13 protein-coding genes are annotated in these 14,592 nt (G+C 37.9%); all 13 read left to right on the top strand.

All coding sequences use genetic code 11. The features are described 5' to 3' along the window. Positions 1-160: 160 nt before the first annotated feature. The 13 genes from scfB to KH286_RS00265 all read left to right on the top strand — a co-directional run bounded on the left by scfB (position 161) and on the right by KH286_RS00265 (position 14,581). Positions 161-1,570 (top strand): thioether cross-link-forming SCIFF peptide maturase, encoded by a 1,410-nt coding sequence (gene scfB, locus KH286_RS00205; RefSeq protein WP_004693319.1) that lies wholly within the window; start codon positions 161-163, stop codon positions 1,568-1,570. A 35-nt stretch (positions 1,571-1,605) separates the two neighbouring features. Then, complete coding sequence (gene hypF, locus KH286_RS00210; RefSeq protein WP_278617497.1) at positions 1,606-3,885, top strand: carbamoyltransferase HypF; 2,280 nt, start codon at positions 1,606-1,608, stop codon at positions 3,883-3,885. Positions 3,886-4,118: 233 nt separating this feature from the next. Continuing rightward, on the top strand, positions 4,119-4,370 hold the full coding sequence (locus KH286_RS00215; RefSeq protein WP_004693324.1) for a HypC/HybG/HupF family hydrogenase formation chaperone: 252 nt from the start codon (positions 4,119-4,121) through the stop codon (positions 4,368-4,370). Continuing rightward, entirely contained in the window at positions 4,330-5,448 is a 1,119-nt protein-coding gene (gene hypD / locus KH286_RS00220) for a hydrogenase formation protein HypD (protein WP_278617498.1), read from the top strand. Before KH286_RS00215 ends, hypD begins: the two co-directional genes overlap by 41 nt. A 1-nt stretch (position 5,449) precedes the next feature. Beyond that, positions 5,450-6,457, top strand: a complete 1,008-nt coding sequence (gene hypE / locus KH286_RS00225) for a hydrogenase expression/formation protein HypE (protein ID WP_278617499.1) — start codon at positions 5,450-5,452, stop codon at positions 6,455-6,457. 261 nt (positions 6,458-6,718) lie between these two features. Beyond that, the gene (locus tag KH286_RS00230; protein WP_004697051.1) at positions 6,719-7,165 is read left to right on the top strand and encodes a hypothetical protein; all 447 of its coding nucleotides are present in this window, start codon (positions 6,719-6,721) and stop codon (positions 7,163-7,165) included. Positions 7,166-7,273: 108 nt separating this feature from the next. Then, on the top strand, positions 7,274-8,386 hold the full coding sequence (locus tag KH286_RS00235) for a hypothetical protein (protein ID WP_038125303.1): 1,113 nt from the start codon (positions 7,274-7,276) through the stop codon (positions 8,384-8,386). Positions 8,387-8,423: 37 nt separating this feature from the next. Continuing rightward, positions 8,424-9,977, top strand: a complete 1,554-nt coding sequence (locus KH286_RS00240) for an organic solvent tolerance protein OstA (protein WP_004697340.1) — start codon at positions 8,424-8,426, stop codon at positions 9,975-9,977. Between the two features lie 13 nt (positions 9,978-9,990). After that, on the top strand, positions 9,991-10,854 hold the full coding sequence (gene galU, locus KH286_RS00245) for a UTP--glucose-1-phosphate uridylyltransferase GalU (RefSeq protein ID WP_004693334.1): 864 nt from the start codon (positions 9,991-9,993) through the stop codon (positions 10,852-10,854). Between the two features lie 173 nt (positions 10,855-11,027). Then, the gene (locus KH286_RS00250; protein ID WP_278617500.1) at positions 11,028-11,594 is read left to right on the top strand and encodes a hypothetical protein; all 567 of its coding nucleotides are present in this window, start codon (positions 11,028-11,030) and stop codon (positions 11,592-11,594) included. 8 nt (positions 11,595-11,602) lie between these two features. Further along, positions 11,603-12,115 (top strand): biotin transporter BioY, encoded by a 513-nt coding sequence (locus KH286_RS00255; protein WP_278617501.1) that lies wholly within the window; start codon positions 11,603-11,605, stop codon positions 12,113-12,115. Between the two features lie 62 nt (positions 12,116-12,177). Further along, positions 12,178-13,284, top strand: a complete 1,107-nt coding sequence (locus tag KH286_RS00260; protein WP_120054617.1) for an acetyl-CoA C-acyltransferase — start codon at positions 12,178-12,180, stop codon at positions 13,282-13,284. Position 13,285: 1 nt separating this feature from the next. Beyond that, the gene (locus KH286_RS00265) at positions 13,286-14,581 is read left to right on the top strand and encodes an AMP-binding protein (protein ID WP_278617502.1); all 1,296 of its coding nucleotides are present in this window, start codon (positions 13,286-13,288) and stop codon (positions 14,579-14,581) included. Positions 14,582-14,592 lie beyond the last annotated feature (11 nt).

Here is a 14,592-nt window from a genome sequence, read left to right on the forward strand (position 1 = left end):
GGCTCGCTTAGCGGGCCTTTTTTATTTATGTTTTAAAGACATACATTGTATAGTATATCTTTATGACTCTTTTTATAACGTTTAGTGTGGAAATGTGGTACAATTATCTAGAAAGTTCTATATACTAGAGCTTTTACCATACAAATCAATTGGAGGTACCATGTTAGAATTAAAACCAATGATCCATAAGTTTCGGATGAAGGATAACTATTACTGCTTAGACGTAAATAGCGGTATTATCCATGTTATCGACGAACTCATCGATAGAGTTCTTGACATATATGATGGCACTAATCGCGATGCTGTACATGCTGCGTTAGATGCTAAAGAAGATGCAGTAGAACTAGATGAGATTATGGACGAGTTAGATGAGCTCATCAAAGCGGAGCAATTATTTGCACCGATGAGTAAAGAGTTTAAACTTGTAGTAGGTGAGAAACCTATTGTTAAGGCATTATGCTTAAATATTGCTCATGATTGTAATTTAGCATGTAAATATTGCTTTGCTAGTCAAGGGGATTACGGCGGTGTTAAACGAGAATTGATGAGCTTTGATGTAGCAAAACGTGCTGTGGACTTTCTTATTAAAATGAGTGGACCTCGCCAACATTGCGAAATTGACTTTTTCGGTGGTGAGCCATTGTTGAATTGGGATGTTGTTAAGCAAACGGTTGAATACATTGAATCCATTCAAGAAAAGCACAATAAGATATTTAAGCTTACGTTGACTACGAATGGTATGCTTTTAACACAAGATAAAATCGACTATGTAAACAAACACAAGATGAGTTTAGTTTTGTCTTTGGATGGTCGTGAATCCGTACATAATGCAATGCGTCCAGTAGCAGGTAGTGGTGCAGAGTCTTATAAATATATTGCTAAAAATCTTATCAACGCAGTAAAACAACGTCACGGTCTTGAATATTATGTACGTGGTACATATACTCATAAAAACTTAGACTTTACTAAAGACGTTATGGCAATGTCTGATCTTGGCTTTGAGCATTTGTCCATGGAGCCTGTTGTCGGTGAAGAAGGGGACTATGTGCTTCGTGAAGAAGATTGGCCAGCTTTAGAGAAAGAATATGAAAAATTAGCAGATATTTATTTACAACGCCAGTTAGAAGGCTGGGGTGAGAAGTTTAACTTCTTCCACTTCCGCATGGATTTATATCGTGGGCCATGTATGGCGAAACGCCTTCGCGGTTGTGGGGCAGGTCATGAATATATGGCAGTCGTACCTAATGGCGATATTTACCCATGTCACCAATTTGTAGGTAAAGATGGATATGTGCTTGGTAATGTGTATGATGGTTTACAAAATACAGAAATTCCTAAAGATTTCCGCAATACACATGTATTCTCCAAACCAACTTGTGCTGAATGTTGGGCGAAATTCTTCTGTTCCGGTGGTTGTCATGCTAACAACATTACATTGGGTGGCGATCTAGAAACACCTTATGAATTTGGTTGTCGTTTACAGAAGAAACGCATCGAATGTGCTATTATGATTCAAGCCGAATTAGAACAAGCTGGTATTGATGGCAGTATTCCTGTTGCATTAGGTTAATTACATTTGATTCTCCGAGTATAGTAGGAGTTTATATGAAACAAAATAGTAATCAAACTACAGAACGCTGGGGAATTCGCTATACCGGTATAGTTCAAGGGGTCGGATTCCGACCCCTTGTTTCTATGTTGGCCCATTCTCTAGGATTAACAGGTTTTGTATATAATGATAGTCAAGGCGTGTATGTTGAAGTTCAAGGTTTTCTAGGTGAATTGCAGTTATTTTTAGATGCTGTTCAAGAGGAGCAACCTCGTTTATGTCGTATTACTAGTCAAACTGTACAGCATCTTACACTTAATATGCATGAAAGTGATTTTGTTGTGCAGGCATCCCCTTTAGGTGAATCCGTGAGTACCTTTATTAGTGCTGATACTGCGCCTTGTAATGATTGCCTTAAAGAGTTACAACAAGATAAACGTAGAAAGGAATATCCTTTCATCAATTGTACAAATTGCGGACCAAGGTATACGATAATTAAATCTTTGCCCTATGATCGAGAACGGACGACGATGAATGAGTTCCCCATGTGTGAAGATTGTAAGGCTGAATATGAAGATATAGAGGGGCGTCGTTATAGAGCTGAACCAAATGCATGCTCTTATTGTGGGCCTCGTTATACTTTATACAAGCCAAATCGCACGGCTGTAGATATGGTAAATGTATGGAATACTACGCGGGAATTGATCAATGAAGGTAGTATTATCGCTATAAAAGGTGTAGGAGGGTATCATCTTGTTTGCGATGCTAGAAATGATGCTGCTGTACAACGATTACGTAAGCGGAAGAATAGACCGCATAAACCATTAGCAATAATGGTGGGATCTCTAGATATGGCGATTGAGTTAGCACATATTAACGATGTAGAACTAGATGTATTAACGGGGATGGAACGTCCTATTGTGTTATTAGAAAGAAATCATAATAGTTCTGTTCGGTTAAGTCCTCACGTTGCACCTGACAATCATATGTTGGGTGTGATGTTGCCTTATTCACCGATGCATGAGGTGTTATTGCCCTCTGATGCAGCTTGGGTTATGACCAGTGGTAACAGAAGTGGTGATTCCGTATTATATAACGACGACCAAGCGTTTAATGAACTAGGTGAGGTAGCAGACTATTTCCTCGTTCATAATCGTGAAATCTATGCTCCTCTTGATGATTCTGTGGTGGTGGTCATCAATAATAAACCTCGATTTATTCGTCGCAGTCGTGGCTATGTACCTGAGCCAATTCATTGTGACGGTTTAGAACAAACTTCGATATTAGCTATGGGCAGTGATTTGAAAAATGCGTTTGCTGTGAATAAAGGTAGTGAAGTTCTTGTAGGACCCCATATTGGAGATTTAGAGAATGCATCTACTCATAAAACCTTAGAATGGACCATTGAACGATATAAAAATTTATTTTCTATACAACCAGAAAAGATTATTATAGATAGTCATCCCCAGTTTTTCTCTTCTCGGTTAGGTGAAAGAATAGGTGAAAGTCTCCATCTTTCTGTTGTACCTGTTCAGCATCATCATGCTCATATAGCCTCTGTTATGGCAGAACACAATTTAAGGGGGCTGGTACTAGGAATTGCTATGGATGGTACTGGCTATGGACCAGATGGGACTATATGGGGGGGAGAATTCCTCCTTTGTAAAGGCAATCAATATCAGAGATTGGCACATATTCATGCGGCTCCATTGCCTGGTGGAGAAAAGGCTGTTTCTGAACCTTGGCGACAAGCCTTATGGTATATTCGTAATTATTATGGCGATGATATCCCTTTTGTATATCAAGAATGGATGAAAGAACTTCCAAAGGGATGGGAAATTTTAGATAAAGCATTACAATCTACGATGCCCATGATTCAAGCTACAAGCTGTGGGCGATTATTTGATACTGTAGGTGCTTTATTAGGTCTTGGTATGGTGCATAGTTATGATGCACAAATTGCCATTTCCTTAGAAACTCTATGTGGTGATGAAAAAGGATCACTACTTGCTTACAATTATGACGGACATATTCTTGATTTTACACCTACAATTCAATCTATTATGGATGGCGTTGTTCGTGGTGAATGTCGAGCTCATTTAGCCGCTTCATTTCATAAAACAATGGCAATCGCACTATGCGAAACGGCTGCAGACTTGATGGAGCGATATAATATTAGTGATGCAGCCATGTCTGGTGGTGTATTTCAAAATCGTAAACTATTAGAATTTATATATAAGACGTGGCATATAGGTAATTTATATATGAATGAAGCGGTTCCCTCTAATGATGGTGGACTTGCTTTAGGACAACTGTGGTTAGGAAATCAATTATAAATTGTCATATAGCTCTTATTCTTAGATAAATTTATTTAGTAATGTCCTGAATATTGTTTAATCTATGTGAGTGCCATAGCTAGTTTAAGTTCTAGTTGTTTGTGCACACTATCACTAAATAATGAGTGTAACTGTGATACAATAATATTAATTTTATTCATATATTTCGGAGCTGTTTTATTGAAGTAAATGTATATAAAACTTGTTATAAATGATATAGATAAGGAGATAATATGTGCTTAGCTGTACCAGCGCAATTGATTGCTGTGAATGATGCTATTGGTACCGTTGAATTGACAGGTGCTACCCGTGACTGCAGCTTGCTCCTCGTACCAGATGCAAAGGTCGGGGACTGGTTGTTAGTTCATGCAGGTTTTGCTGTACAAATTGTTGATGAAGAAGAGGCTCAAAAAACATTAGAGGCCTTTAAGGAGTTAGAAGAACTTGAAGAAGCTTACTTTGCAGGAAAAGCAGCACACAGCTGATGCTTTGTTAAGGCGCATCAATGCGCTTCATAAGCCCGGTGAAACTGTGCGGCTTATGGAGGTTTGTGGTACGCATACAGTATCGATTTTCCGAGAAGGTCTTCGTCAATTATTGCCAAGTGGCATAGAACTTGTTAGTGGACCAGGATGTCCAGTATGTGTAACTGATCAAACCTATATGGATAAGGCTTTAGCCTATGCAGAATGTGAGGATGTTATTATTGCTACCTTTGGGGATATGTTAAAGGTTCCAGGTAGCTATAGTAGTCTCAATGAAGCTCAAACAAAAGGAGCTCATATCCATGTTATTTATACGCCTTTAGAAGTAATAGAACTTAGCAAAAAATATCCAGAAAAGAAAATAGTATTCTTAGCTATTGGCTTTGAAACGACTATTGCGATTATATGTGCTACTGTGAAAGCCGTTCACGCAGCAGGACTTAAGAATGTATTCTTTTTAGTATCTCATAAATTAGTGCCTCCAGCATTGCGTGCACTATTAGATAAACAAGAAGGTCATATTGATGGATTTATTCTACCTGGCCATGTGAGTGTTATTATTGGTGAAGAACCATACCAATTTTTGCCCAAAGAATACGGTATTCCATCTTGTATCGCTGGCTTTGATGGCTTAGAAATATTATCTGCCATAGCTAATATTTTAGAGCAACGTAAGTCTGGTAATATTGTGGTGGGCAATACGTATCATTCTGTAGTTATGCAGAAGGGAAACCCTGTAGCCCAAGCTATGATCGAGGAAGTGTATGAAGTATGCGATGATGTATGGCGTGGTATTGGTGTTATTTCTAACTCTGGTTTAGCATTAAAGGGTGAATATGCAGCTTACGATGTAGAGCTTGTCCTACCTATTAACTTAGATAAACCATCCCTTGATCCTAAAGGCTGTCAATGTGGACGTGTTTTACAAGGCCTTATTAAACCTAGTGAATGTCCGTTATTTGGTAAAAGCTGTACCGCAGATCATCCAGTAGGTGCCTGTATGGTATCTGTAGAGGGTAGCTGTGCTGCATGGTATAAATATGGTTATTCTAGTGGTGGATCGACGTGGGAGGATTAATATGGAACGAGTTCGCTTAGTCCATGGTAATGGTGGACGATTTAGTCATGAGTTGACGGACCGTTTTATTTTGAAATATTTTACAAATGATTTATTGGCGCCCCTACACGATGGTGCCCAGTTTCCTGTTACAGCCGGGCGCATGGCCTTCTCTACAGATTCTTATGTGGTGCAACCTGCGTTCTTTCCTGGTGGTAATATTGGCAAGTTGGCTGTTTGTGGAACTGTGAATGATTTAGCCATGAATGGTGCGATACCTCAATATTTAAGTTGTGGTCTTATTTTAGAAGAAGGTTTGGCCTTTGAAGAGCTAGATGAAATTCTTCGCACTATGTCAGAAATGGCAAAAGCCGCAAATGTTCAAATTGTTACAGGTGATACAAAGGTCGTTAAAAAGGGCGAAGTAGATAAAATCTACATTAATACTGCTGGTATTGGCATGATTCCAGATGGAATAGATATTGGTCCACATCGCGTAAAAGCAGGGCTAGATATCATTTTGTCAGGTGCTATTGGAGATCACTCCATTGCCGTTATGGGGCAACGGTTTGGTTTAGATTTATCTGACTCCTTAACAACTGACTGTGCACCACTAAATAAGATGGTTCAAGCAGTATTAGATAAAGTAGGAACTCAAGTTGCTTTGTTGAGAGATCCCACTCGTGGTGGCCTAGGTACCGTTTTAAAAGAGATCGCTGATCAGAGTCAAGTAGGCATTAAGGTTGAAGAAACGGCTATACCAATTCATGAAGAGGTACAGTCAGTATGTAATATATTAGGGTATGACCCTTTATATTTAGCGAATGAAGGGAAAGTGGTTCTTATTGTAGAGCCATCTATTACAGACGAAGTCCTTAAGATTCTTCATAGCTTTAAAGAGGGCAGTGAAGCTGTTTTAATTGGTAAGACTATAGATAAAAATATTGGTAAGGTTGGTCTACAAACGGCTATTGGAGGTGTTCGTCTGATTGATTTATTAGGCGAAGATCAGGTTCCACGAATTTGTTAAATTTATAATTAATAAAAGTAATTAAACTATATCATTTTGTTAATCTTTTTATTTCAATTTTTGAGCTTTCTAGATGTAGCTTGTATTAGATGTTGACACGATTTATCATTGATGGTAGCATTAAATTAAGTTGCGTAAAATTCATTAAGAATTCATCGAAAATCTATATTATGTTAGTATCTTTATGTGTAAGTTCTTATACTTTCACTAGAATCTATGTATAGAATTTGTTAAAATATAAGTATCTATAGGAGGCTTATTATGAAAAAGAAGATTATTACAGCTGTTCTAGGGATTTGTTTAACTACAACTGCATTTGGTGGTATCTTGACAACTCAAGCTGGTGGACTTAGCAGCATTCTTGGTGGTGCAGCTAAAATTGGTGGTATCGGCATTGTTGTTAACAAATTTGGTCCACAAATTGACTCTTTCCTAAATAAATTATTGAAACAAAATAACTTGAGTACTGAATATACAACTAAAGTAGTTCCTATTATCAGTATTGGTACAAAAGGTTATATCGGTGCGGCTCAAGTTACTGGGCCTGCTTCTAGCATTGAAGAAGTTAAAGCTGTTGCTCAAGTAGAAGGTAGCTTTAATGGTATGGTTCGTGTAAAAGGATTAGTTCCTGTTAATAGCACAAACCCAGTTGGTGCATCTCGTGTTCAAGGCGTAGGTGTATCTGCGATTATTGATTTGAAAATTTAATGGCCACTGAGCATATAAATTGATAGACTCAGGGAATAAGCACGGTCTTAGGCCCGTGCTTATTCTGTTGTATAACAGTTATACATTAGATACATTGTGGAGGAATTTATGAAGAAACAAGTACTTACACTTTTAATGGCATCCCTAATTTCAGGCACTGCATTTGCCGCTCCTGGTACAGTAACTGAAAAAACAAATGTTTTAGAAACTACTGTATATGGAGCCGTACAAGATGGTGCTGTTGTGGACCGCATTAATCAACTTGATGAAACCGTGTATGGTACTGGTTTCAATGGTAATTCCGCAACATTGAGTAAACGTGTTGACTCCCTCTACAATTCTGTAGAAGGCAGTGGTACTAATATTTCTTTGCGCGAAGAAATGGATGCATTGGAATATACATATCAAAATAGCATTAACGCAGGATCTCTTGTAGACCGTGTAGAAAAGATGGAACGTAGCGTTAATGGTCGCATTGGTAGCGGGTCCTTACAAAAACGTATTATTTCTTTGAAGACAAAGGTATATGGTAGCAATGTGGCTCTTACTAACCAAGTAGGTACATTGTCTGGTAATCAAGTGTTCAAAGTGACTCTAAATGAAGCGGTTTCTTCTAAAACTAGTCATGAAGGTGACACTATATCCTTTACTGTTGCAGAAAATGTAATGGATGGCAATGTCTTATTAGTACCTGCGGGCACTGTAGGTTCCGGAACAATTACTTCTTTGAAAAAGGCTCGTTCCTTTGGTCGTAATGGTGCGTTAGATATTACATTTGATACAATCCCAGCTATTGATGGTACAGAATTTACTGCTGTACAAGGTAAAGAGGCTAAGGATAAAACCCGTAGTGAAGTTAAAGCAGCAGGTGCATCTGTAGCGGGCGCAGTTCTACTCGGTCCTGTTGGGCTTGTAGGGGGCGCTTTCATCAAAGGTAAAAATATTGAGTACCCAGCTGGTGCTACTGTATATGTACAACCTCAAGATTCCGTAACAATTCAAGGTCTTGTTATTGGTGGCGATGGTTTAGCTCATAGTGATGATGAATTAGCTGATGCTGTAACTGTACCTAATACAACAGGTGAATCTGAAGAATATGTAGAAAATAATGATACTGATGAAAATGCAGCTGTAGCTGAAGATACTACAGCAGTTGAGGAGCCAGAAGAACCTGTAGAAAATGTTTCTCAACCTATCGTTGTTGTAAAGCGTAATCAATAATTAACAAATTCTTAAAGTAATAGGAGTTCTAGTAACCATGAGGAAACGTAAAGTACAATGGCTGGCAGCGGCATGTGTTGTTTGTTTAGCACAACCTGTATGGGCCGCTACTGAGTCAACTATTGTATATCAAGATACATTGGATAGCGTAGGTCAATCCTATGCAGGAGAAATTTCTAAAGCATCTACACCTGAATATAGTAATATCCGTGTTGTACGTCGTGGTGAAAAAGCGAAATCTGCTGCTCCTGCTGAACAGTTGCCTACACGTATCGATGCTAATAAAATGTCTTATACTGGCTCTACAGGTGATGTATATGCTCAAGGCGATGTTGTGGTGTCTCAAGGCAATCAAACTTTGATGGCCCCCCGTATTGAAGGTAATACTAAAACCACAGAATATCGTACTGTTGGGGGCTATCGCTATTTGGAAGATGGCGGTAAAACAAAAGATATTACAGGTCAAAATATGACGTATCGCACTAGCGATCGTCACTTTGAGGCAGACCAAGCCATGGGATGGAGCGATCCCTATTATGTAAAGGGCAATAACGCCACTTTTGATGGACAAATAGGCCATATGGAAAAGGGCATGGTCACTACAAAACATGCAATGGCTTTTGTTCATACTCCAGATTATCGTGTGGAGGGTCAAGATATTCAGGTATATCCTGGTGATAAAGTCGTTATTAAAAAACCATCCTTTTATATTAAAAACTTTAAAGTATTATCCTTGCCATCTTATACGACTTCATTGCGTCATGACAAAGAAGGCAAATTTAGTATTTTTTCCTTAATACCAAAACCTACGTATAGTAACGATGATGGTATTGGCTTACATGGTAGTACAGAATATCCTATCGGTAAAAATGGTGAAGCTTATATTGACTATCGTTGGTATTCTAAATCTGGTTTTAAACCACAGGTGGGATATCGTCATTATTTACCTTGGGGGACTGCTTCTGTTGGTTATAGCAAGGAATCTAATGAATATAATGATGAAACAGTATGGGTAGAAAAAATAGGTGAAGCTCGTTTGGATACTCATACATATCATGTAGGAAATTCTCCAATTACTGTACGTGGTGGGGTTAATGCTGGTTATTGGAAAGAGGGCTCTGTAAAAGGTTCTCATAAAGAATATTATGCAGAGGTTTCTCATGATCCGATTAAGCTTGGTAAAAATGCTGATTTACGCTTCTTAGGTGGTTACCAACGTGACTACTATGGTTATGATGGTAGTATCCGTAGCATGCCTTATTGGGGTGCTAGATTCCAATCTAAAGTTGGTAATCGTGCTAATGTATGGGTTAGCTATAATCAACGAAATATAACCTACAATAATTCCCCTTATCGTTTTGACACGACAGAACTTCCAAAAGAGCTTATTTATGGCGGTACGTATAAATTGACTCGCCTAGATGATATTTCTGTAAGTGTTAAGAATAACATGATGAGTGGGGATATTGATTCTGTCTATTATACATGGCATCGTGATTTACACTCCTTCGATATGTACTTAACATATAAAGATGGACATAAAAATAAAAATGATCAATGGAAAATTAAATTTGTAGGTAAAGACTTTTAGTTAGGAGAATACTATGCAACGCATTAGAAAAGCTGTAATTCCAGCAGCTGGTTTTGGTACACGTTTCTTACCAGCTACCAAGGCACAACCAAAAGAAATGCTTCCTATTGTCGATACACCTGCTATCCAATACATTGTAAAAGAAGCTTTAGATTCTGGGATTGAAGAAATTCTAATTATTACAGGTCGTAATAAACGTGCTATTGAGGACCATTTTGATAGTAGTGTTGAATTAGAATTGTTATTACAAAGTCAAGGTAAAAATAAACCATTGGCTATGATCAAGGATTTGGCGGACATTAAAGTTCACTTTATTCGTCAAAAAGCACCTCGTGGACTTGGTGATGCTGTATTGTGTGCAAAAGCATTTATTGGTGATGAGCCATTTGCAGTGTTACTTGGTGATGATATTGTTTACAATCCAGAAAATCCATGCTTAAAACAGTTGATTGATTGCTATAATGAGCATCCTGGTATTATTTTAGGCGCTCAATTTGTACCGGAAGATAAAGTTAGTTCTTATGGTATTGTATCTGGTGAAGCATTGGCTGATAATTTATATCGCGTTGATAACTTGGTGGAAAAACCTAAGAAAGAGGATGCTCCATCTCGACTCGCTGTATTAGGTCGTTATATTTTAACACCAGATATTTTCAATATCTTAGAAGCTACTAAGCCTGGTGTAGGTAATGAAGTCCAATTAACTGATGCATTGGCAGCCTCTAAAACGGATACGTATGCATTAGCATATGAAGGTATTCGCTACGATACAGGGGATAAATTGGGCTATTTAAAAGCCACTGTTGAGTATGCATTGCGCAACGAAGAATTGGGTGAAAGCTTTAAAGCTTACCTAAAGGAATTGGATCTAAAATAGATAATTTATGAGACTTCCACGTGAGGGGCCTATGATATATGTCATAGGCTCTTTTTGGTTATAGTTTCAAATTCATTTGTTATTTGTTAACATATGGATAATGCCTTTTGTTGACGAATGAAATAATGTTGATTATAATCAAGATATTGAATAAATAAAAGGACTGTGATTATATGAAAACATTATTTAAAGCATTATGTAATAATGATTTGAATCTACCAGGACACAGCGTTATTAAACATATGCATTATGATTCCTCAGGTAGTGATAGAACCGTATGTGAAATTGTATCGAAAGTAGCAAAAACCACCACAATTGGTATTATGGATACGTCTGGCTTCTTGATGGTTGATTTACGACCGGTGCCGAAACAATTCAGCATTCGCGCTACAATACATCAAGAGGAAAGTAGTGGTGCTATATCGTTCTCTAAGGAAGAGGTCATACGATTTGTAAATGATATTAATGATACGAATCCAATCCATCGTGAGAATCCTTATGTTGTTCCTGGCTGCATGATTTTAGAAACGATGTGGGATTTTTGGAATATTAGTAAATCTGCTCTGCAAATGACGATTTATTTTCATGCACCTGTTATTGCAGATGACAAGGTAACTTTGGTGGAATATCCTGAAGATGCTCATGTAGAAGGTTACATTGGTGATACATTGGCATTTTCGGCTACATTTTTTGGTGAAAATGAAGATTCATCATCTTTGAAACAAAGATGTATTAGTTAGAGGTAATTATGGAAACAAGACGTTTAACAAAAATGGCTTTATTAACAGCCTTATTATGTATTTCAGCATATATTTCTTTTCCCTTACCATTTAGCCCCGCTATGGTAACGGCTTTGACTTTGGTAGCTACATTGACCGGCTTATTGTTACAGCCTAAAGATACACTTATCGTATTTATTATTTATATTTTGCTTGGTGCAGTAGGTTTGCCAGTATTCGTTGGAGGAACGGCTGGTCTTGGCAAATTGTTGGGACCAACAGGTGGCTTTATTTTTTCTTGGCCAGTTGCATATACATTACTAAGTATATTTAAAGGTTCTAAAAAAAGCTTTTTCTCTTATGCCTGGCGATCTCTTGTGATTACCATTCCTGTAGTGTACCTTTTTGGTGTAGCAGGTTTTATGATTGTTACAAAAACAGAACTTTGGGCGGCCTTGCCTGTAGTCATGTTCCCATTTATTCCTGGAGATATCGTAAAATGTCTGGTTGCTTCTTGGTTAGCAACTAAAGTTAAAATTTAGAATACAATTAAAGTGGCATTCTGCGGGATGCCTCTTTTTTACTTTTAATAGAAGGAGTATATATGTCAGTATATATTCATGGTGGGCTTAGAAGTCCTATCGGCGTTTTAAATGGACAATATAAACATATGAGACCCGAGATTTTAGGCTCTCAAGTAATTGATGAAATAATTAATCGTTATACTATTTCACATATAGATGGAATCTTCTGTGGTAATGCAGTTGGTACCGGTGGTAACCTTGGCCGTCTCATGGGTCTTATGTGTAATTTACCAAATTCTGTGCCTGCTATTACCGTTGATATGCAATGTGCCTCAGCTTTGATGAGTATTGAGATCGCCTATGCACATATTTTGTCTGGTATTATGGATTCCGCTATTGCAGGCGGTATTGAAAGTTCGTCGTTACAGCCAGAGCGAGTGTATGCATCAGGGGATGATCGAAAAGGAACCTATAAGGTAGCTCAATTTACGCCCCAAGATCAATCGCCTTTAGCCATGCTCGAAGGGGCTGAGCGGACTATCCATAAACACAATGTAACAAAGGAAGATTTATATCCACATATTATTGGCAGTCATCAAAGAGCATCAGCTGCTTTAGATAACCCATATTTACAGTCATATATTATACCTATTACTATAGATGGTAAAAGATGTATAGATGAATGTATTCGACCTACGATGAACGAGAAACTCTTGTCTAGGATGAAACCTTTGTTGGGAGCTGACTCTATTACAAATGCAGGCAATGCGTGTTTAACTCATGATGGAGCGGCCTTTGTATATTTATCTAATAAAAAAGGTCCTTTTAAAATTTATAGCGTTAAACCTTGGGCAGGAAATCCTCAGTTTAGTCCGGAGGGCGCTCTTGAAAGTACAGAAGGCATTTTAAAACGTACAGGTTTAACTATGGATGATATTGATGTGGTGGAATGGAATGAAGCTTTTGCCATCATTGATGTTCTTTTTAACAAGGCGTACCCTAATCACATTAAAAAATATAACATGCTTGGAGGTGCCTTAGCTTATGGACATCCCTATGGATGTTCTGGTGCCATATTAGTGCTTCACTGTATGGCTGCTTTAGAATCTTGTGGTGGTCGCTATGGTTTATGTGCTATTGCTGGTGCAGGGGGCACAGGTACGGCTTTAATTATGGAACGCATGTAATATGACAATTATTGAACGCTTACAACAGCATAAAGATTTAGAGCCCCATAAAATGGCTTTAATCGTAGATGACATACAATATACATATGGTGAACTATATGATGCTATTCTATCGGTCGGTATTAATAATACAAGTCGCATTGTAAATCTTACTCAGTCTAAAAAGACATTAAATACTAAGATTCTTTTAATTCAGGAACTGTCGTTTGTTGAACAACTTACACAGTGGCTTGGGGCATTACATAAAGGTAATATTCCTATGGTATGTCACAATGAGATGGATACGGCTTATGTAGATGAGCTAGCTCGTGTTATAGCCTATGAAGGTGTACCGCCATTAGCTGATTTTGGGGTACTTACATCGGGGACTACGGGACAACCAAAACCTTTGTGGAGACGAGAAATGTCTTGGCGCGATTTTTTTGATATTCAAAATGATATTTTTCATATAAATAAAGATACTAAAATCTTTTTACAGGGAAGCTTTAGTTTCACAGGTGTTAGCAATATGGTCATTGCCTCTTTATGGGCTGGAGGGACTGTTGTTACAACGAGTTCCTTGCGTCCTAGTAGATGGATGCAGCTTATAGAGGAATACAATGTAGACCATATATATGCATTACCAACGAAACTACGATTATTGGTTCGACATTGTAAAAGTAAATTATCATCCATTAAATACATCATTGCGGGATCTCAAGTTCTGGATCGACAATTAATGGAACAGTTACAACATATATGCCCTGATATGGAGTTTATCTTGTATTATGGTGCATCAGAGCTTAACTATATAACGTATTGCACTGGTAAAGAATGGTTAGCGCGAGAAGGTACGGTAGGGAGACCATTTCCAACCGTGAAAATCGCAGAGAATGATAATGTCATTTATGTGACAACAAATTATCGTATTGAAGGGATTCCTAATACGTATACTGTAAATGATTGTGGATACATTGATAGCGATGGTTATCTAATGTTTAATGGGAGAGCAGGCGACGTAATCAATAAAGGGGGATATAAAATTTCTATTCCAGAGATGGAATTGTATTTACAATCCTTACAAGGGGTTTCCGAGGTTGCTATAATTGATATTACTGATGAGATACGAGGGGAAGACTACGTAGTTTATATGGTGCTAGATGGTGAGGCTAGATTGAATGAAGTTATAGACTTTATTCATAATAAAAGGCCTTCTGTGGAGTGGCCAAAAGCTATAATAGAAGTTCCTATGCTACCCCTTACGGAATGCTCAAAAGTAGATAAACGAAAGCTAAAAGAGTGGTATAATAAAGGGTAAACATTTTTTGT

Source organism: Veillonella parvula (genome assembly GCF_018378075.1).
Lineage (GTDB): Bacteria > Bacillota > Negativicutes > Veillonellales > Veillonellaceae > Veillonella > Veillonella parvula_K.

Bases quoted from the DNA above. Each gene is read 5' to 3' on its own strand.
- KH286_RS00240 (WP_004697340.1), top strand. From the start codon at position 8,424: ATGAGGAAACGTAAAGTACAATGGCTGGCAGCGGCATGTGTTGTTTGT.
- KH286_RS00250 (WP_278617500.1), top strand. From the start codon at position 11,028: ATGAAAACATTATTTAAAGCATTATGTAATAATGATTTGAATCTACCA.
- galU (WP_004693334.1), top strand. From the start codon at position 9,991: ATGCAACGCATTAGAAAAGCTGTAATTCCAGCAGCTGGTTTTGGTACA.
- KH286_RS00235 (WP_038125303.1), top strand. From the start codon at position 7,274: ATGAAGAAACAAGTACTTACACTTTTAATGGCATCCCTAATTTCAGGC.
- KH286_RS00230 (WP_004697051.1), top strand. From the start codon at position 6,719: ATGAAAAAGAAGATTATTACAGCTGTTCTAGGGATTTGTTTAACTACA.
- KH286_RS00260 (WP_120054617.1), top strand. From the start codon at position 12,178: ATGTCAGTATATATTCATGGTGGGCTTAGAAGTCCTATCGGCGTTTTA.
- KH286_RS00215 (WP_004693324.1), top strand. From the start codon at position 4,119: ATGTGCTTAGCTGTACCAGCGCAATTGATTGCTGTGAATGATGCTATT.
- hypE (WP_278617499.1), top strand. From the start codon at position 5,450: ATGGAACGAGTTCGCTTAGTCCATGGTAATGGTGGACGATTTAGTCAT.
- scfB (WP_004693319.1), top strand. From the start codon at position 161: ATGTTAGAATTAAAACCAATGATCCATAAGTTTCGGATGAAGGATAAC.
- KH286_RS00255 (WP_278617501.1), top strand. From the start codon at position 11,603: ATGGAAACAAGACGTTTAACAAAAATGGCTTTATTAACAGCCTTATTA.
- KH286_RS00265 (WP_278617502.1), top strand. From the start codon at position 13,286: ATGACAATTATTGAACGCTTACAACAGCATAAAGATTTAGAGCCCCAT.
- hypF (WP_278617497.1), top strand. From the start codon at position 1,606: ATGAAACAAAATAGTAATCAAACTACAGAACGCTGGGGAATTCGCTAT.